A 17,681-nucleotide genomic window follows, 5' to 3' on the forward strand; every position below is an offset into this window, starting at 1 on the left:
TTGAAGCCAGGCCTGTTGTGGCTGCTGTTTTGTCTGGCGCTGGTGGGGTGTCGCCAGCCGAGTCTGCTGGAAGGGCTGGATCAGCAGCAGGCCAACGAAGTGCTTTCGGTGCTGCAACGCAACAACATCGCGGCGGTGAAAGTCGACGGCGGCAAAGCCGGCTACGCGGTGAAAATCGATCAGCTGGATTTTTCCGCCGCGGTCGATCTGCTCAACCTCTATTCCTTGCCGTCCCGGCCACGCCTGCAAGTCGCCGAGATGTTCCCGTCCGACTCCCTGGTGGTTTCACCCCGCGCGGAAAAGGCCCGCTTGTATTCGGCATTGGAGCAGCGCATCGAACAGTCCTTGGGGGTACTCGAAGGCGTGGTTTCCGCACGGGTGCATGTCAGTTACGACCTGGACGCCGGCGAGGGTGGACGCAAGCCGGCGCCTATCCATCTTTCGGCGTTGGTGCTGCATGAGCGCGATATCGAAGCGCAATTGCTGATCACTGACATCAAGCGTTTCCTCAAGAACAGTTTTGCGGTGGTGGAGTACGAGAACATCTCGGTGGTGCTGTCCAAGCGTTCGCCGACCCAGCATGTCGCGCCGTCGCTGGCCGTACCGCAGGGACCGTCGCGCTGGCCTTGGTTGTTCGCCGTGATCGGCGGCGTGCTGCTGGCTGGCGGCGCAGCCTGGGTTTTCCATCAGTCAAACGCAGGGCGGCGCGATGTCGGACACTGAGGGGTTACAGCAGATCCTCGCCGAGCCGCTGGCTTATCTGCACCCTCGACGTCTAGTGATACCGGCGGGATTCGAGGATGCCGCGGCCCGAAGGCTGCTCAATCGCATCGTGCTTGAGGGGCTGGAGTTGCAAGGACCGTGGCCGTCTGTGCCACTGACCGGCGTGGCGAAACAATGGGTGCGTCATTGGCGGCAATTGCCCTACATCGCCTCGCTGATGGGCGCCTGTCGCTTGCGGTCCGAACTGGCGCGTGGCGCAGCGCTGTTGTGCTTGCCAGAGACGGTTCGCCGGTTCGCTCGCTTCAACCTGGGGGCTCGGGAGCGCCTGCCGATCGAATCTTCGCCGGTTTCGCTGGAGCAGGTACAAGCGGCCGGCCTCAACGCGTTGTGGAGCTGGCACGGGGTCGTCCCGTCCCCGTTGCTCGAACGCCTGGACCTGCAATTCTGCGAGCCGGTCGTTCACCTGCACCGGCAGTGGCCCGTCACGAAACCTGATCCAACCCTATTCTTTTTGGCGGTGCAGCATGCTCGACTCCATCCGAACCCTGACTGATGTGCCCGTTGGCGAAGACGTGCACCTGGTCCGCGAAGACATCACCGCCGCCCGTCGCCGTCAGGCCTTGCAGCGCGAGGCCCGGCACCGGGCACGGGAATGTGTCGAGCAGGCCCAGCGTGAGGCCGAGGCCGTGCAGGCGCAGGCGTTTCAACAGGGCTACGCCGAGGGCGTCCTGCGGGCGAGCGGGCATCTGGCCGAGGCCTTGCTGAAGACGCAAACCCTGGCGCAGCAATTGCGCAACGGTCTGGCCCAGGCCGCCGGTGATCTGCTCGCGCAAGCCTTGAGTCGCCCCGAGTGGCTGGACGAAATAATGGAGCGTTGGCTGGCCGGGCAAGCGAGCGACTCGGGCGCGGTCTTGCACCTGTTATTGCCACTGCACTGTCGTCCGCGCGGCCAGGCGCTGCGTGAGAGCGTGGGCAGGCAATGGGCCGGCGAACTGATCCTGGAGTATCACCCGCAAGACCGCTATGTGCTGCGGCTGGCGGATCAACTGCTGGAGTTCGATGTCGAGGCGACCCGGGAACGGCTGGCGCCGCGGTTGTTGGCAAGCCTGGCCAACCTGCCGGAGACGGTGCGTTTGCTGGATCAGGCATCGAGACAGGCGCTGGTGGACCTGTGCGCCAGCTTCACCGATTCCACGCCCGCCGGCCTGGCCGAGGTTCGCCATGAAGATTGAGCCCACGACAACTCCCAGCGTTCTGGATCGCGACGCGAATTCGTCGGTAGAACCGTTGGAATCACGGCTACTGGCTGCCCGTGAGCAAGTGCCTGAGAGCAAACGTCCGGATCCTGAGTTCGAGCACTTGTATCAATTGCTGCTAGCCATGGAAGGGCAGGGGGAGAAAGCGATCCATGAATTTTTACGCACGCTGCGGGGGGCCGATGGCGCCACGGCGGCGTACCCCACGGCCCAGGCGTTGCTGGCGATCACGCTACAGGTTTTGGTTCGCTTGAAGAATGACGGGCTGGAAAAGTCCCAGCTCTATAAAAAGGTCAGCGGTGCCAATGGCCTGGCGTTCGCGATGGATCTGTTTACCAAAAACTTCATGCGCGATGTGTTTCAACCGATGGGGGATGAGGCGTGGGAGAAGAGTGAGTGGTGAAAAACACTTGAAAAATTTGACTGTTCGTATGACTACAAGGAGAAATGACCATGCATATTACAGGAGGGACCGGCATACCCGCTGCTGCTTGGGGCGACGTTGCTTCAGTTTCAAATATCTCGACAGGGTCTTTAGCGAAGCTTGACCCTGCAGCGTTGGACATTACAGGGTTTCAACCGAGCCAGTTGGGATCACCCAGGCAACTCAAAGCGGCTTTTGAACATATCAGTCGCGCAACGGAGTATCCCTCTCCGGAGTGCGATCTGGGAGAACATGATCTAGGCGCGAAAATTGAAATTGAACGCTTTATCGAATCAGGTGAAATGCCTGCTGAGCCTGAACGTAACGGAGTTTTTAACTTAATCGACGGAGGGAACGCCACGGGCGCCGAAAGCCGTGTAGATCGATTGAAAGCTATGCTCGAGGCTGGCATGGAACTGCTCGAAGCCACCAAGGGGCCAGGGCTCAACCTGCTGAATATCGCTGGACACACGGGGATGATCATTGCACTGGCCACCTGTTTGCGCCAGTACGTTGGCTATCTCGTCGAGAACGCTATGCGTGAAGGTGACGCCCCCGAGGCTTCTCGGGCGTGGGCGGCGGTTGCGCTGGCGATGATCGGGCCTGCGTTGACGCTGATGGGGGCCATCCGCAGGGAGTTTTCAGGGGAGGCGAGCTGGAAGTCGCGGGTGGCGTGTTTATGCATGGCGAGCGCGGTGATGGGAGCCGCGCTCGGAGCCGTTCTCACGGGAGCGGCGTCAAAGCTCTTCCCTGCAATGACCGGCTCAGTGGTCTACATCACGGCCAGGGCCGTGGCTCAATCCTTCTTCCCTTTGAAAGACAACGCAGGTCCCGCGAACTTAGCGGCAACCGGAGTTACAGCCGCGGCTTATGGCGCAGGCCAATTTGCGCTGGCGGAACTGGGCAAGGCCATGCCATTGAGTGGTCCTGCCAGGGCCGCCGAGGGGCTTGGTTACGATTTCGGGGCGGATGCTATTCAAGCCGGGTTGAATGCTCTCGGAATGGTAGCCGATGTGGCTACCTTGATTGCCTGCAAAAGTTGGCATGTGCTATCGCCCCAGCGAGGACTGGATTCGGTCTTTTCTGATCCGGAGTCTTTACAACAAATGGCCCTGGAGGTGCGCGTTGGTGTTCAGTGGCCCACCCGCACTCAATTGGCCGATGCATTTGTGAATGTTGCGGGGGCACGGCTCTCGTTTGGGCACGCTGTCAGCTTGTTCGTAGGTGCGGTAACGGCCTTGTTGGGTGACGAGATGGGTGAGGATACCCAAGGCCATGTTCTCAATGGTTGTTTCGCCGTGATGGTTGCGCTTCTTTACTTTCCACTCATCTTTGCCAACCTAAAGCAAACCAACAACACTTATGCTCTGCAGGAAACGACCACGTCTTGATCCAACCCCAAGAGTGGGCAACCATCGGTTGCTCGCTCCCATCCCTCCACCCCGGCTATAATCCGCGCCTCATTTCTCCGATCGAGTCAAACCCACCCATGTACACCCTGGCCCGTGAGCTGCTGTTCAAACTTTCCCCGGAAACCTCCCACGATCTGTCCCTGGACCTGATCGGCGCGGGCGGACGTTTGGGCCTCAACGGTTTACTGTGCAAGGCGCCGGCGAAGTTACCGGTGACGGTCATGGGCCTGGAGTTTCCCAACCCGGTCGGGTTGGCGGCGGGCCTGGACAAGAATGGCGCTGCCATCGACGGGTTCGCCCAGCTGGGTTTCGGTTTTGTGGAGATCGGTACCGTGACCCCGCGCCCACAGCCCGGCAACCCCAAGCCACGGCTTTTCCGCCTGCCGCAAGCCGAGGCGATCATCAACCGCATGGGCTTCAACAACCTGGGCGTCGACCATCTGCTGGCCCGGGTGGCCGCCGCCAAGTACAAAGGCGTGCTGGGCATCAACATCGGCAAGAATTTCGACACCCCGGTGGAGCGTGCCGTCGACGACTACCTGATCTGCCTGGACAAGGTCTACGCCCACGCCAGCTACGTGACCGTCAACGTCAGCTCCCCCAACACCCCGGGCCTGCGCAGCCTGCAATTCGGTGATTCCCTCAAGCAACTGCTGGCCGACCTGGCCCAGCGTCGCGCGGAGCTGGCGTTGACCCACGGCCGGCACGTGCCACTGGCGATCAAGATCGCCCCGGACATGACCGACGAAGAGACTATCCAAGTCGCCCAGGCCCTGATCGAGACCGGCATGGACGCGGTGATTGCCACCAACACGACCCTGGGTCGCGAAGGTGTCGAAGGGCTGGAGCACGGTGACGAGGCGGGTGGCTTGTCCGGTGCGCCGGTGCGTGACAAGAGCACTCACACCGTGAAAGTGCTGGCTGATGAGTTGGCAGGGCGTTTGCCGATCATTGCGGCGGGAGGCATCACCGAGGGCCGGCATGCCGCCGAGAAAATCACCGCCGGGGCGAGCCTGGTGCAGATTTATTCGGGTTTTATCTACAAAGGGCCGGCGCTGATTCGTGAATCAGTGGATGCGATTGCGGCGTTGCGTTGATTCAGGCGCGCTCGGCTCTATTGTGGCGAGCAGGTTTTTTTGTGGGAGCAAAGCTTGCTCGCGATACGGGCACCTCGGTTCCAGATAGACCGTGTCGTCTTCATCGCGGGCAAGCCTTGCTCCCACAGAAGGTGGGGTTCGCCCACAAGAGTGTTTGCAGTCCAGGTATTCACAGTGTTCAGAAAACCCAGGCATTAAAAAGGGCTCCTCGAAGGAGCCCCCTGGGCCGTAGCCCGCCGTCCGGATGGGACGTGCGTGGTTAAATCGATATGGGTGTCAAATTGTCGAGTTCTTGAGTATTAAGCCCTGTGTCAGCCGACGGCGTGAAGTTCGTTGAGTCTATGGATACCCGCAGTGCCGGTCATACCGTCCCAATTGTCGCCGCGTCCTTCTCGCCAGCCATTGATCCAGGCTTGACGTACCGACGGTAGAGTAAAGGGGCAAAGCTCACGGGATTTACCACCAACGCCATATTGGTAACCACGTAAAAATGCTCTTTCCAACGGATCACGCTTAAGTCTTCTCATAGGGTGTTTCCCTCACTTGTTGACTGTTGCTTCGCGTCGACCTCTATCGAGGCCGGGGCAGAATCATTCTGCCGTTGGTGGCTCGTTGCCGGCGTGACGAGCCAAGGTGTTGGCGCCGTTGCGACGTCAACCTGTGTTGAGTTCTAACCAAAGCGTCACATGGATGGAATGATCGTTTTGTCATAAGCACGTAACAATAAAGATGTTAGGGCGATAAGTAACTTGATGTTCGTTGACCGCTTTTGAGCAAGACCCCTGTATGATCGGCCCTGCGCCAAAGGGGCAGTCTTCCTTCGAATGAGAATGTCCCCCTGTTGCACTCAGGTACTATTCGACGAAAGGGTCGAGTTTTCACAATTTGTTGCACAGAATTTTTTATCTGCCTTCGCATCCAAGCTCTTCTAACCTGAGCGGCGAGGGCGGGACGGCACACTCTCGTGCCACGCGGGTGCTCTTGAGAAAAGCACCTGATTGAACCCGACCCGGCAATGCGTTGCCCGGTCCACTTAGCCAAAGGCTCTGGAAATCCCATGTCCGATCGTTTCGAACTCTTCCTCACTTGCCCCAAGGGCCTCGAAGGCCTGCTCATCGAGGAAGCCGTCGGGCTTGGCCTTGAAGAGGCGCGCGAGCACACCTCCGCCGTGCGTGGCATGGCCGACATGGAAACGGCTTATCGCCTGTGCCTCTGGTCGCGCCTGGCCAACCGCGTGTTGCTGGTACTCAAGCGCTTCCCGATGAAGGACGCCGAAGACCTGTACCACGGCGTGCTGGACGTCGACTGGCAAGACCACATGCTCGCTGATGGCACCTTGGCGGTGGAGTTCAGCGGCCACGGCTCGGGCATCGACAACACCCACTTCGGCGCCTTGAAAGTCAAGGATGCCATCGTCGACAAGCTGCGCACCCCGACAGGCGAGCGACCGTCCATCGACAAGCTCAACCCGGACCTGCGCATCCACCTGCGCCTGGACCGTGGCGAAGCGATCCTCTCCCTGGATCTTTCTGGCCACAGCCTGCACCAGCGCGGCTATCGTTTGCAGCAGGGCGCTGCGCCGCTGAAGGAAAACCTCGCCGCCGCGATCCTGATCCGCGCCGGTTGGCCGCGTATTGCCGCTGAAGGCGGGGCGCTGGCCGACCCGATGTGCGGTGTCGGCACGTTCCTGGTGGAGGCCGGGATGATCGCCGCCGACATGGCGCCGAACCTGCGCCGCCAGCAATGGGGCTTCACCGCCTGGCTCGGCCACGTGCCGGCGCTGTGGAAGAAGCTCCACGAAGAGGCGACCGCCCGCGCCGCCGCCGGGCTGGCCAAGCCGCCGTTGTGGATTCGTGGCTACGAGGCCGACCCGCGGCTGATCCAGCCGGGCCGCAACAACGTCGAGCGGGCAGGCTTGAGCGAGTGGATCAAGATCTATCAAGGCGAAGTCGCCACCTTTGAACCCCGTCCGGACCAGAACCAGAAGGGCCTGGTGATCTGCAACCCTCCGTACGGTGAGCGTCTGGGCGATGAAGCCAGCCTGCTTTACCTCTACCAGAACCTGGGCGAGCGCCTGCGCCAGGCCTGCCTGAATTGGGAGGCGGCGGTGTTTACTGGTGCGCCGGACCTGGGCAAGCGCATGGGTATTCGCAGCCACAAGCAGTATTCGTTCTGGAACGGGGCCTTGCCGTGCAAGTTACTGCTGATCAAGGTGTTGCCGGATCAGTTCGTCACCGGCGAGCGCCGTAGCCCGGAACAGCGTCAGGCCGAGCGTGAGCAGGCCGCCTACGATCAAACCCCGGAAGTGCCGCAAGAGCGCCAGTACAACAAGAACGGCAACCCGATCAAACCGGCCCCGTCGCCAGCCCCTGTGGTCGAGCAGGCGCGGTTGAGCGAAGGCGGGCAGATGTTCGCCAATCGCCTGCAAAAAAACCTCAAGTCGCTGAGTAAGTGGGCCAAGCGTGAAGGCGTTGAGTGCTACCGGGTCTACGATGCCGACATGCCGGAATACTCCATGGCCATTGACCTGTACCACGACTGGGTGCACGTTCAGGAGTACGTTGCGCCAAAGTCCATCGACCCGGAAAAAGCCTCGGCCCGTTTGTTCGACGCCCTGGCGGCCATTCCCCAGGCACTGAACATCGACAAGAGCCGCGTGGTGATCAAGCGCCGCGAGCGTCAGAGCGGCACCAAGCAGTACGAGCGCCAGAGCGCCCAGGGCAAGTTCACCGAGGTCAACGAAGGCGGGGTGAAGCTGCTGGTCAACCTCACCGATTACCTGGACACCGGGCTGTTCCTCGATCACCGGCCGATGCGCCTGCGGATCCAGAAGGAAGCGGCTGGCAAGCGTTTCCTCAACCTGTTCTGTTACACCGCGACTGCCAGCGTCCACGCGGCCAAGGGCGGGGCGCGCAGCACCACCAGTGTCGATTTGTCGAAAACCTACCTGGATTGGGCGCGGCGCAACCTGTCGCTCAATGGTTTTTCCGACAAGAACCGTCTGGAACAGGGCGATGTGATGGCCTGGCTTGAAGCCAGCCGTGATGAGTACGACCTGATTTTCATCGATCCGCCGACCTTCTCCAATTCCAAGCGCATGGAGGGAGTGTTCGACGTGCAGCGCGATCATGTCCAGTTGCTGGACCTGGCCATGGCGCGCCTGGCACCGGGCGGTGTGCTGTACTTCTCCAACAACTTCCGCAAGTTCCAGCTCGAAGATAACCTCGGCGAGCGTTATGCGGTGGAAGAGATCACAGCCAAGACCATTGATCCGGATTTTGCACGCAACGGTAAGATCCACCGTGCCTGGAAGATCATGTCTCGTTGACTCGTAGCTGATTGGATCCATGAAGCCTTGTATTTCAAGGCTTCTGGCCTCATTTGGGGACTGGTCAAAGTAATGGCTAATAGCTATAACTTAGGCTGTGTCCAGGGCTGTGCCTATGCCTGGCTCCTTTCTGAGTTGTATTTATGGCATTGCATCAGGTGCGCCCCAGGATACTGGGCTTTATCAGCGAAGATGTGTCGGCCTGGCTGGTGGCTTCGCTGGTCCTGCTGGCCGGTACGGTCCTGACCGGCTTGCTGACCTGGGCGATGATGAACCTGTTCAATCAGCAATTGCGCCAGCGCTTCGAACTGCAAGCAGAGGAGCGTTTCAGCCGCATCGAGGAACATTTCCAGGACGAGGAGCTACTCCTCGACAGCCTGGGACGCTTCTTTGCCAACTCCGAAGATGTCTCCGACAGCGAATTCCATGGTTACGCCGACGCACTGTTGCGCCGTACCCGGGCCTTCGCCTGGGCACCCAGGGTGCTACGCGACGAACGGCAAGCGTTCGAACAGCAGGCGCGGGCCGAAGGGGACAGCCAGTTTGCGATCCGTGAGGCGGACGGCAGCGGCGGCCTGCGGCCGGCCGCCGAGCGGGATGAATACGCCCCTGTGCTCTATATCCACAGTCGGACTCCCTACGGGGCACCACTGGGCCTGGATCTGCTTTCCGAACCCTTGCGCCGTGCCACCCTCGAACGTGCCCGTCAGCGTGGCGGGCTGGTGGTCTCGCAACCCGTGGACCTGATGGGCGCCGACCCGGTGTTTGCCCGCGGGGTACTGCTGGTTGCGCCGGTTATTCGGAAATCGGCCAGCGAACCGTTCGGGTACGTGGTGGCGGCCATCAGCATGCGGCAACTGGTGGGTGATGGACTGCCCGCGCCCGGTCACGACAATCTGTCGATGCGTATCATGGACCTGTCTGTCGAAAACGCGGAAGAGGCGCTGTTCGAGTCCCACAACCCAACGGGTCGTAGTGATTTGTCGGCGACCCGCCTGTTGCGCCTGGCTGATCGCGACTTCCGGGTGGAGTTGCGGCCCAGCCGGGTGTTCCTGTCGAGCAATCATTCGTCGGTCACCAGCATGGTGATACTCGGTGGCTTGCTCAGCCTGCTGCTCAGTGCCTTGCTCTATGTACTGGTCAGCCAGCGGCAGCGAGCCTTGGAGCTGGTGGAGCAACGCACCCGTGAACTGCGCGCCCGAGAGCAGGAACTGCGCGGTACCCACGGCCAATTGCGCGGTGTGCTGGATGCCGCGACCCAGGTCGCGATCATCGCCACTGACCTGCGCGGCGTCATTACCACCTTTAACGCCGGTGCCGAGCAGATGCTCGGCTACCAAAGCTGCGAGGTCCTGCAAAGCATGACCCTGGAAGGCCTGCATGTACCGCGCGAACTCCAGGCCCGCGCCGCGCAACTCGGCGCGCGCTTTGGCAAACCGATTCCCACGTGTCATGCGATGCTGCTCGAGGGCGGCGAGCAGGGCGGACAACAGGCGCGGGAGTGGACCCTGGTGCGCCGCGATGGCAGCCACCTGACCGTGAACATGCTCGCCACTCCGATGCTCGATGACCAGGGGCTGTGGGTCGGGCACCTGGCAATCTGTATTGACATCACCGAACGCAAGCGTGTCCACGAAGCATTGGCCGCCCGAGACCTGTTGTTGAAAAAGCTCAGCGCCCATGTGCCCGGAGGCATCTACCAGTTCAAAATGGATTTCAACGGCCGTTTCAGTGTGATCTATGCCAGCGACGGCATTCGCGACATCTATGAATTGGAGCCCGATGTGCTGGTGCAGAACGCCGAGGCGATCTTCTCGCGCATCCACCCACTGGACAGCACGCGTGTTCGCGCTTCGATCCGTTCTTCGGCTCACACCTTGAGCCCGTGGCGGGAAGAGTATCGGGTGCAGTTGCCCTTGCGCGGCCTGCGCTGGGTGCGCGGCGAGGCCACGCCCGAGGAACTGCCCGGCGGCGGGGTGTTGTGGCACGGCTATATCTCGGATATTTCCGATCTCAAGCGGGTGGAGGAAGAGCTGCGAGCCTTGTCCGTGACCGACGCCTTGACCGGCATCCGCAACCGCCGCTACTTCCAGGAACGCCTGACCTCGGAGATGGCCCGAGTCGAACGCGGTTCCGGGGGGCTGGCGGTGATCATGCTCGACATCGATCACTTCAAGCGCATCAACGACCAGCATGGCCACGCGGTGGGCGACCGGGTGCTGCAGGTGGTCTGCCAGCGCGTCGCCCAACGGTTGCGTCGCACCGATGTATTCTGCCGGCTGGGTGGCGAAGAGTTCGTAGTGCTGTGCCCGGACACCGACAGCGACAGTGCCTATTCCCTGGCGCTGGGGCTGTGGGAAGGCTTGCGGGCAGCGCCCATCGAGGATGTGGGTTTTGTCACCGCCAGCTTCGGTATCGCCACCTGGCGCGCCGGGGAGGGCGCCGATGCGTTGCTGCTAAGGGCTGACTCTGGCGTTTATGCAGCCAAGCAGGCCGGGCGGGATCGGGTCGAAGTGCAGTTGGGCTAGCCCCTATCGATCTTCTGTGGGCACAAATCCGTGTACGACGCAGATTCACTGTGGGAGCGAGCCTGCTCGCGATAGCGGTGTGTCATCAACATCGATGTTTGCTGACCGACCGAATCGCGAGCAGGCTCGCTCCCACACTGGGTTTGTGCCGGGTCAGAGCACCGAAGCCGTCTGCGGCAGTTTCGGCTGGCGGTACAGGTCCAGCAGCACTTGGTCCAGTACCGATGACGCACCCCATGGTTTTGGATCATTGAGGATCGCCACCACCGCCCAGGTGTTGCCATTGATGTCACGGCTGAAGCCGGCGATGGCACGGACGGTATTCAGGGTGCCGGTCTTGATGTGGGCTTCACCGGCCATGGCGGTGGTCTTGAGGCGTTTGCGCATGGTGCCGTCGGTGCCGGCGATTGGCATCGAGCTGATGTACTCCGCCGCATACGGGCTGTTCCAGGCGGCTTGCAGCATCGCCGCCATTTCCCGGGCGCTGACTCGTTCGGCGCGGGACAGGCCGGAGCCGTTCTCCATCACCAGGTGCGGCGCAGTGATGCCTTTCTTGGCCAGCCACTGGCGCACCACCCGCTGCGCCGCCTTGGCGTCATCACCGTCGGCTTCGTTACGGAACTGCGCGCCCAGGCTCAGGAACAGCTGCTGGGCCATGGTGTTGTTACTGTATTTGTTGATGTCGCGGATGATCTCCGCCAGGTCCGGGGAGAACGCCCGGGCCAGCACCTTGGCGTTGCTTGGGGTCGCGGCCAGGCGGTCCTGGCCCTGGATGCTGCCGCCCAGTTCCTTCCAGATCGCCCGCACCGCACCGGCGGTGTAGGTGGCGTGGTCCAGCAGCGACAGATAAGTCTGCGAGCTGCAACCGTCGCCGAGCTGGCCGCCGACGGTAACCGTCACGCTGCCGTCCGGCTGGGTCACCGGGTTGTAGCGCACGCCGCCAGCGCATTGCTTGGAATTGACGGCCTTGACCTGGTTTTCGATGCGAATGCTGGCAATCGGTGGCTCTACCGACACCAGCACCCGGCCGCCGTCATTGCGGGCGACGAAGCGCAGGGCCTTGAGGTTGACCAACAGCGAGTCGGGCTTGACCAGGAACGGTTTGTTTTCGTCGTTGCCGTCGTCGTTGAACTCGGGCAGTTGCGGCTGGATGAAGAAGCCGCGATCGAGCACCAGGTCGCCGGTGACTTGCTGCACGCCGTTGGCCCGCAGGTCGCGCATCAGCAGCCAGAGTTTTTCCATGTTCAGCTTGGGGTCGCCGCCGCCCTTGAGGTACAGGTTGCCGTTGAGAATCCCGCCGCTGAGGGTGCCGTCGGTATAGAACTCGGTTTTCCACTGGTGATTGGGACCGAGCATTTCCAGGGCCGCGTAGGTGGTCACCAGTTTCATGGTGGACGCCGGGTTCACCGAAACGTCGGCGTTGTACAGGGTCGGGGTACCGGGGCCGTTGAGCGGGATCATTACCAGGGACAGGGCGTCATCCTGCAGCTTGCTGGCCTTGAGGGCCTTTTGCACGTTGGGCGACAGGGCGGTATTGATCGTGGCGGCGTGGGTGGTGACAGGGAGGGCCAGGGGAAGAAGAAGGCTGGCCAGAAGCAGTGGACGCAAAGATTTGATCATTTGAAATAAAACCCTACGGGCGAGGGGGAAAAGACGAGGACATGAAAATGAACGTCCTCAACGGTCATGAAAGTGTCGGCATTATGCCCCAAGCCGCAACGGCATGGGCCGTGCCTGAGCCCTTCGAATGCTATTTTTTACCGACGGTAGGCCGATACGCCCGATCAGTCGGGCAATCGACGCACCAAACTGGTAAAGTGCCGGCCGTTATTACTTATGAGGATTGTTCCAATGGCGACTAACCGTTCCCAGCGTCTGCGCAAAAAACTGTGCGTGGATGAATTTCAAGAGCTGGGTTTCGAACTGAACCTGGATTTCAAAGAAGATCTGGCCGATGAGGCTATTGACGCTTTCCTCGACGCTTTCCTGAAAGAAGCCATGGAAGCCAACGGCCTGGGCTATGTCGGCGGTGACGACTACGGTCTGGTTTGCCTGCAGAAGCGCGGCTCGGTCACCCAGGAGCAACGTGCTGCCGTTGAAGCCTGGCTCAAGGCGCGTCCTGAGCTGACCAGTGTGGAAGTCAGCCCGCTGATGGACGTCTGGTACCCGGAAAAGCCGATCAATCCGGTCGCTTGATGTAAAAAAACCGGCAGCCCTTCCGGGCGCCGGTTTTTTTGTGCCTGTCTGTTGGGTAGATGTTGTCCTTCAGGCCGCCATCGCGAGCAGGCTCGCTCCCACAGAGGGATCTGTGTCGTTCACAACAACCCTGTGGGAGCGAGCCTGCTCGCGATGCTTTTAAGCGTTGCGCCAGTTCAGGATCAGCAAGGTCAACACCCCCGCCACAATCCCCCAGAACGCCGAGCCGATGGAAAACAGCGTCATCCCCGACGCCGTGACCATGAAGGTGATCAGCGCCGCTTCCCGTTCCTTCACTTCGCTCATGGCGATGCTCAAGCCGTTGATGATCGACCCGAACAGCGCCAAGGCCGCGATGGACAGCACCAATTCCTTGGGCAGCGCCGCGAACAACGCTGCCAGCGTTGCGCCGAACACTCCGGCGATCCCGTAGAAAACCCCGCACCAGAGCGCCGCCGTGTAGCGCTTGTTGCGATCTTCGTGGGCATGCGGCCCGGTGCAGATGGCCGCGCTGATGGCCGCCAGATTGATGCCATGGGAACCGAACGGCGCCAGCAGCAACGAAGCGATGCCAGTGCTGGTGATCAGCGGCGATGCCGGTACGTTGTAGCCGTCGGCCCGCAGCACGGCGATGCCGGGCATGTTCTGCGAGGTCATCGCCACCACGAACAGCGGAATGCCGATGCTGATGGTGGCCGCCAGGGAAAAGTGTGGTGTGGTCCAGACGGGCGTCGCGACTTCCAGGACAAAGCCGCTGAAGTCCAGCAACCCCATCAGGCCCGACAACGCCGTACCGATCAACAGTGCCGCCAGTACCGCGTAGCGCGGCGACAGGCGCTTGACGAACAGGTAGGTGAAAAACATCCCCAGTACCAGGCCGGTGCGATGTTGGGTGGCGATGAAGATTTCGCTGCCGATCTTGAACAGGATCCCCGCCAGCAACGCCGCCGCCAGTGAGGCCGGAATCCGCTTGACCAGGCGCTCGAAACTGCCGGTCAGGCCGCAGACCGTCACCAATACCGCACAGGTGATGTAGGCGCCGATGGCCTCGCCGTAACTCACGCCGCCCAGGCTGGTGATGAGCAGCGCCGCGCCGGGTGTCGACCAGGCGATGGTGATCGGTGTGCGATAACGCAACGACAGGCCGATGGAGCACACCGCCATGCCGATGGAAATCGCCCAGATCCACGAGGAAATCTGCCCGCTGCTCAACCCCGCTGCCTGCCCGGCCTGGAACATCAGTACCAGGGAACTGGTGTAGCCGGTCATCATCGCGATGAACCCGGCGACGATGGCCGAGGGCGAGGTGTCGGCCAGCGGGCGAAGTGGCGTGGTCGTGACTTCGGTCATGGTGCAGAGTGGTCCTTATTGTAGATTTGCCTGGCCTGGTGGAGCCACGGATTGCGGGTTTAAGCCTAAACTCAACGAAGTCACCGATTGCAATACAGCCATGCCCGCAAACAGCCATACAGTCGTGTTGCCATCAGAGGTTGTGTACAATCGAGCTGTTTTTTACGCGATACTTGCCAGCGACCCGCTGTGCCGTATTACAGTCACGGTCAATTCGCCGCAGTTCTCCCGACTCGAGTGCCCATGAACGAACAGTTGCAGCCCCTCAAGAAACAACCGCGAGCAGGTAAAGCCGGCCGCAGCGGAACCCAGGACGATATTGTCTATGCGCATATCTTCGAGGCCATCCTCGAACAACGCCTGGCGCCCGGTACAAAGTTGAGCGAAGAGGCACTGGGGGAGATTTTCGGGGTCAGCCGCACGATCATTCGCCGGGCGCTGTCACGCCTGGCCCACGAAGGCGTGGTGCTGCTGCGGCCCAATCGCGGTGCCGTGGTGGCGAGCCCGAGTGTCGAAGAGGCGCGCCAGGTGTTCATGGCCCGTCGCCTGGTGGAAAGGGCGATCACTGAACTGGCGGTGCAGCACGCCACGGCCGAACAATTGGCTGAGTTACGACAGATGGTCAGCGACGAACGCGACAGCTTCTCCCGTGGCGACCGCGGCGCGGGCATCCGCCTGTCGGGCGAGTTCCACCTCAAGCTCGCCGAAGCGGCGAAGAACGCGCCGTTGATCAGCTTCCAACGCAGCCTGGTGTCGCAGACTTCGTTGATCATTGCCCAATACGAAAGCGGCAACCGTTCCCACTGTTCCTACGACGAACACACCCAGCTGATCGACGCCATCGAGGCCCGCGACGCCACGCTGGCCGTGGACCTGATGATGCATCACATGGATCACATCGACAGCAAGCTCAACCTCGACGAGGAAAGCGCGTCGGATGACTTGCATGCGGTGTTCTCGCATTTGTTGCAGAGCAAGAAGCCGGGGCGGTCGACGGCCAAACTCTGATGGATTGAGCCAGTTATACCGAGTCGCCTTCTATCGCGAGCAGGCTCGCTCCCACAGTGGATTTGTGTCGTTCACATTCCCCTGTGGGAGCGAGCCTGCTCGCGATTGGCGATCTGACAGGCAACAAGAATCTAGCGCTGATGCACCAACCGGCCAGCCGCATAAGTTTGCGCCACCGTCCGGTCATCCCCCAGCGTCATCAACACAAACAACTTCTCGGCAATGTCCCGGGCCTGCTTGAGGCGATAGCCCAGCAGCGGCGTGGCGTTGTAATCCAGCACAAGAAAGTCCGCATCGGTACCCGGCTGCAAAGTCCCGATCTTGTCCTCCAGGCGCAGGGCCCGGGCGCCGCCGAGGGTGGCCAGGTACAGCGACTTGAACGGGCTCAGCCGCGCGCCCTGCAACTGCATCACCTTGTAGGCTTCGTTCAAAGTTTGCAGCAGCGAAAAACTGGTGCCGCCGCCCACGTCCGTGCCCAACCCTACGTTCACCTTGTGCTTCTCGGCCATAGGCAGATTGAACAGGCCGCTGCCGAGGAAAAAGTTCGAGGTCGGGCAGAAGGCGATGGCCGAACCGGTCTCGGCCAGGCGCGCACATTCGTCGTCGCACAAATGCACGCCATGGGCGAACACCGAGCGCTCGCCGAGCAGTTGGTAATGATCATAGACGTCCAGGTAACCCTTGCGCTCCGGAAAGAGTTCCTTGACCCACTGCACTTCCTGCAGGTTTTCACTGATGTGAGTCTGCATGTACAGGTCTGGATATTCCCCCAGCAACTGACCGGCCAGGGCCAATTGTTCCGGCGTGCTGGTAGGCGCGAAGCGCGGGGTCACGGCATAGTGCAGCCGGCCCTTGCCGTGCCAGCGCTCGATCAGCGCCTTGCTTTCGGTGTAGCTCGATTCGGCGGTGTCGACCAGATAGTCCGGGGCGTTGCGGTCCATCATTACTTTGCCGGCGATCATGCGCAGGTCGAGCTTCTGGGCCACTTCGAAAAACGAGTTCACCGATTGCGGGTGCACGCTGCCGAACACCAGTGCGGTGGTGGTGCCGTTGCGCAGCAGTTCCTTGACGAAAATATCGGCCACCGCATCGGCGTGGGCCTGGTCGGCGAACTGGCTTTCGCAGGGGAAAGTGTAGGTATTGAGCCAGTCGAGCAATTGCTCGCCGTAGGCACCGACCATGCCGGTCTGTGGCAGGTGAATGTGGGTGTCGATGAAGCCGGGGGTGATCAGCGCATCCGGGTAATGCTTGATTTCGATGTCCGCCGCCAGGGTCGGCAGCAGGTCGTGGGCGTGGCCGATGGCGCTGATCTGGCCGTTTTCCACCACCAGCAAACCGTCTTCGAAATATTCATAGGACGCCTCGATGCCGACTTCGGCGGGGTCGGCGAGGCTGTGGAGCAGGGCGGCGCGGTAGGCTTTGCGTGTCAGGGGCATGGGGATACTCAACGATTGTTCAACGGTTCGCCTGGCTACGGCGCGAGGCCGGTAGCAGCTTGGCAATCGGTTCGGCGCGGGCGGTGTGCTGGCCGAAATCGGCGTTATAGGTGGCGATGATTTCGCCGGCGATAGAGATGGCGATTTCCACAGGCAATTTGCCTTTGACTTCGCCGATGCCCATCGGGCAGCGCATGCGCTGCAAGGTGGTGCTGTCGAAACCCCGATCACGCAGGCGATGTTCAAACTTGACCCGCTTGGTCTTCGAGCCGATCAGGCCGAAGTAGGCAAAATCGTTGCGCTTGAGAATCGCGGCGCTCAGCTCCAGGTCGAGCTGGTGGTTGTGGGTCATGACGATGCAGTAACTGCCAGCGGGCAATTCGTCGACTTCATCCAGCGGGTCTTCAGTCACGATCTTGCGCACGCCGTGGGGCAGGTGGTCGGGAAACTCGGCTTCCCGTGAGTCGATCCAGCGCACCTTGCAGGGCAGGCTCGCCAGCAACGGCACCAAGGCACGACCGACATGGCCGGCGCCGAACACGGCGATCTGCGCCTGGACCTGACCCATGGGTTCGAACAACAACACGGTCACACCGCCGCAGCACTGGCCCAGGCTGGCGCCGAGGCTGAAGCGTTCCAGATGGGTGCTTTGCTGGCCGCTGGCGAGCATGTCCCGGGCAATCTCCATGGCCTTGTATTCCAGGTGCCCGCCACCGATGGTGTCGAACGCCTGGCTGGCGCTGATGACCATCTTCGAACCGGCGTTGCGCGGGGTGGAGCCAAGCTCTTCGATGATCGTCACCAGCACGCAGGGTTCGCCGCGATCTTGCAGGTCGGCGAGGGCGCTGATCCAGTTGTACATAGTTCACCTCAACATTTCTGTTGTCTGTTCGGGCCTCATCGCGAGCAGGCTCGCTCCCACA

Annotated in this window: 15 protein-coding genes; 10 read left to right on the forward strand and 5 right to left on the reverse strand. The window is 61.3% G+C overall.

The window, feature by feature from the left end; translation table 11 throughout:
- The 6 genes from PBDP_RS09150 to PBDP_RS09175 all read left to right on the forward strand — a co-directional run bounded on the left by PBDP_RS09150 (position 1) and on the right by PBDP_RS09175 (position 4,912).
- A complete protein-coding gene (locus PBDP_RS09150; RefSeq protein ID WP_212802486.1) occupies positions 1 to 723 on the forward strand; it encodes an EscJ/YscJ/HrcJ family type III secretion inner membrane ring protein in 723 nt (240 codons plus the stop codon).
- Positions 710 to 1,276, forward strand: coding sequence for an OrgA/MxiK family T3SS sorting platform protein (locus tag PBDP_RS09155; protein ID WP_212802123.1), 567 nt, complete (start codon positions 710 to 712; stop codon positions 1,274 to 1,276). The genes PBDP_RS09150 and PBDP_RS09155 overlap by 14 nt, the downstream gene beginning before the upstream one ends.
- A complete protein-coding gene (locus tag PBDP_RS09160; protein WP_212802124.1) occupies positions 1,248 to 1,955 on the forward strand; it encodes an oxygen-regulated invasion protein OrgB in 708 nt (235 codons plus the stop codon). The genes PBDP_RS09155 and PBDP_RS09160 overlap by 29 nt, the downstream gene beginning before the upstream one ends.
- A complete protein-coding gene (locus PBDP_RS09165) occupies positions 1,945 to 2,382 on the forward strand; it encodes a hypothetical protein (RefSeq protein WP_212802125.1) in 438 nt (145 codons plus the stop codon). The genes PBDP_RS09160 and PBDP_RS09165 overlap by 11 nt, the downstream gene beginning before the upstream one ends.
- Before the next feature lie 50 nt (positions 2,383 to 2,432).
- Complete coding sequence (locus PBDP_RS09170; protein WP_212802126.1) at positions 2,433 to 3,794, forward strand: hypothetical protein; 1,362 nt, start codon at positions 2,433 to 2,435, stop codon at positions 3,792 to 3,794.
- A gap of 98 nt (positions 3,795 to 3,892) precedes the next feature.
- On the forward strand, positions 3,893 to 4,912 hold the full coding sequence (locus tag PBDP_RS09175) for a quinone-dependent dihydroorotate dehydrogenase (RefSeq protein WP_176688320.1): 1,020 nt from the start codon (positions 3,893 to 3,895) through the stop codon (positions 4,910 to 4,912).
- A gap of 311 nt (positions 4,913 to 5,223) precedes the next feature.
- Here PBDP_RS09175 and rmf read toward each other — a convergent pair whose 3' ends face one another.
- Positions 5,224 to 5,439 (reverse strand): ribosome modulation factor, encoded by a 216-nt coding sequence (gene rmf / locus PBDP_RS09180; RefSeq protein ID WP_003223300.1) that lies wholly within the window; start codon positions 5,437 to 5,439, stop codon positions 5,224 to 5,226.
- A gap of 530 nt (positions 5,440 to 5,969) precedes the next feature.
- Between rmf and rlmKL the strand changes: the two genes are divergently transcribed.
- Positions 5,970 to 8,240, forward strand: coding sequence for a bifunctional 23S rRNA (guanine(2069)-N(7))-methyltransferase RlmK/23S rRNA (guanine(2445)-N(2))-methyltransferase RlmL (rlmKL, locus tag PBDP_RS09185; protein ID WP_163854684.1), 2,271 nt, complete (start codon positions 5,970 to 5,972; stop codon positions 8,238 to 8,240).
- A 143-nt stretch (positions 8,241 to 8,383) separates the two neighbouring features.
- Complete coding sequence (locus PBDP_RS09190; RefSeq protein ID WP_212802127.1) at positions 8,384 to 10,768, forward strand: sensor domain-containing diguanylate cyclase; 2,385 nt, start codon at positions 8,384 to 8,386, stop codon at positions 10,766 to 10,768.
- A gap of 153 nt (positions 10,769 to 10,921) precedes the next feature.
- Here the strand turns inward: PBDP_RS09190 and dacB are convergent, their stop codons facing one another.
- Positions 10,922 to 12,388: a D-alanyl-D-alanine carboxypeptidase/D-alanyl-D-alanine endopeptidase gene (gene dacB, locus PBDP_RS09195; RefSeq protein WP_212802128.1), complete on the reverse strand. Its 1,467-nt coding sequence runs from the start codon at positions 12,386 to 12,388 to the stop codon at positions 10,922 to 10,924.
- Positions 12,389 to 12,619: 231 nt separating this feature from the next.
- Here dacB and PBDP_RS09200 point away from each other — a divergent pair, with 231 nt between their 5' ends.
- The gene (locus tag PBDP_RS09200; RefSeq protein WP_025212695.1) at positions 12,620 to 12,964 is read left to right on the forward strand and encodes a YggL family protein; all 345 of its coding nucleotides are present in this window, start codon (positions 12,620 to 12,622) and stop codon (positions 12,962 to 12,964) included.
- Positions 12,965 to 13,123: 159 nt separating this feature from the next.
- Here the strand turns inward: PBDP_RS09200 and PBDP_RS09205 are convergent, their stop codons facing one another.
- A complete protein-coding gene (locus PBDP_RS09205; protein WP_116831843.1) occupies positions 13,124 to 14,314 on the reverse strand; it encodes a benzoate/H(+) symporter BenE family transporter in 1,191 nt (396 codons plus the stop codon).
- A gap of 243 nt (positions 14,315 to 14,557) precedes the next feature.
- Between PBDP_RS09205 and PBDP_RS09210 the strand changes: the two genes are divergently transcribed.
- Positions 14,558 to 15,322 carry a GntR family transcriptional regulator gene (locus tag PBDP_RS09210; protein WP_003183531.1) on the forward strand — a complete coding sequence of 255 codons (765 nt, stop codon included), beginning with the start codon at positions 14,558 to 14,560 and terminating at the stop codon, positions 15,320 to 15,322.
- Positions 15,323 to 15,453: 131 nt separating this feature from the next.
- Here PBDP_RS09210 and guaD read toward each other — a convergent pair whose 3' ends face one another.
- Both guaD and xdhC read right to left on the reverse strand, forming a co-directional pair.
- Entirely contained in the window at positions 15,454 to 16,758 is a 1,305-nt protein-coding gene (gene guaD / locus PBDP_RS09215; protein ID WP_109751540.1) for a guanine deaminase, read from the reverse strand.
- Positions 16,759 to 16,777: 19 nt separating this feature from the next.
- The gene (xdhC, locus tag PBDP_RS09220; protein ID WP_109751541.1) at positions 16,778 to 17,620 is read right to left on the reverse strand and encodes a xanthine dehydrogenase accessory protein XdhC; all 843 of its coding nucleotides are present in this window, start codon (positions 17,618 to 17,620) and stop codon (positions 16,778 to 16,780) included.
- Between the last annotated feature and the right edge of the window lie 61 nt (positions 17,621 to 17,681).

Source organism: Pseudomonas sp. St290 (genome assembly GCF_018325805.1).
Taxonomy (GTDB): domain Bacteria; phylum Pseudomonadota; class Gammaproteobacteria; order Pseudomonadales; family Pseudomonadaceae; genus Aquipseudomonas; species Aquipseudomonas bijieensis.

Excerpts from the sequence above, each read along its gene's own strand:
- PBDP_RS09175 (WP_176688320.1), top strand. The coding sequence starts at position 3,893 with ATGTACACCCTGGCCCGTGAGCTGCTGTTCAAACTTTCCCCGGAAACC.
- PBDP_RS09155 (WP_212802123.1), top strand. The coding sequence starts at position 710 with ATGTCGGACACTGAGGGGTTACAGCAGATCCTCGCCGAGCCGCTGGCT.
- rlmKL (WP_163854684.1), top strand. The coding sequence starts at position 5,970 with ATGTCCGATCGTTTCGAACTCTTCCTCACTTGCCCCAAGGGCCTCGAA.
- PBDP_RS09165 (WP_212802125.1), top strand. The coding sequence starts at position 1,945 with ATGAAGATTGAGCCCACGACAACTCCCAGCGTTCTGGATCGCGACGCG.
- PBDP_RS09210 (WP_003183531.1), top strand. The coding sequence starts at position 14,558 with ATGAACGAACAGTTGCAGCCCCTCAAGAAACAACCGCGAGCAGGTAAA.
- PBDP_RS09190 (WP_212802127.1), top strand. The coding sequence starts at position 8,384 with ATGGCATTGCATCAGGTGCGCCCCAGGATACTGGGCTTTATCAGCGAA.
- PBDP_RS09170 (WP_212802126.1), top strand. The coding sequence starts at position 2,433 with ATGCATATTACAGGAGGGACCGGCATACCCGCTGCTGCTTGGGGCGAC.
- PBDP_RS09205 (WP_116831843.1), bottom strand. The coding sequence starts at position 14,314 with ATGACCGAAGTCACGACCACGCCACTTCGCCCGCTGGCCGACACCTCG.
- guaD (WP_109751540.1), bottom strand. The coding sequence starts at position 16,758 with ATGCCCCTGACACGCAAAGCCTACCGCGCCGCCCTGCTCCACAGCCTC.
- PBDP_RS09200 (WP_025212695.1), top strand. The coding sequence starts at position 12,620 with ATGGCGACTAACCGTTCCCAGCGTCTGCGCAAAAAACTGTGCGTGGAT.
- PBDP_RS09160 (WP_212802124.1), top strand. The coding sequence starts at position 1,248 with ATGCTCGACTCCATCCGAACCCTGACTGATGTGCCCGTTGGCGAAGAC.
- rmf (WP_003223300.1), bottom strand. The coding sequence starts at position 5,439 with ATGAGAAGACTTAAGCGTGATCCGTTGGAAAGAGCATTTTTACGTGGT.
- dacB (WP_212802128.1), bottom strand. The coding sequence starts at position 12,388 with ATGATCAAATCTTTGCGTCCACTGCTTCTGGCCAGCCTTCTTCTTCCC.
- xdhC (WP_109751541.1), bottom strand. The coding sequence starts at position 17,620 with ATGTACAACTGGATCAGCGCCCTCGCCGACCTGCAAGATCGCGGCGAA.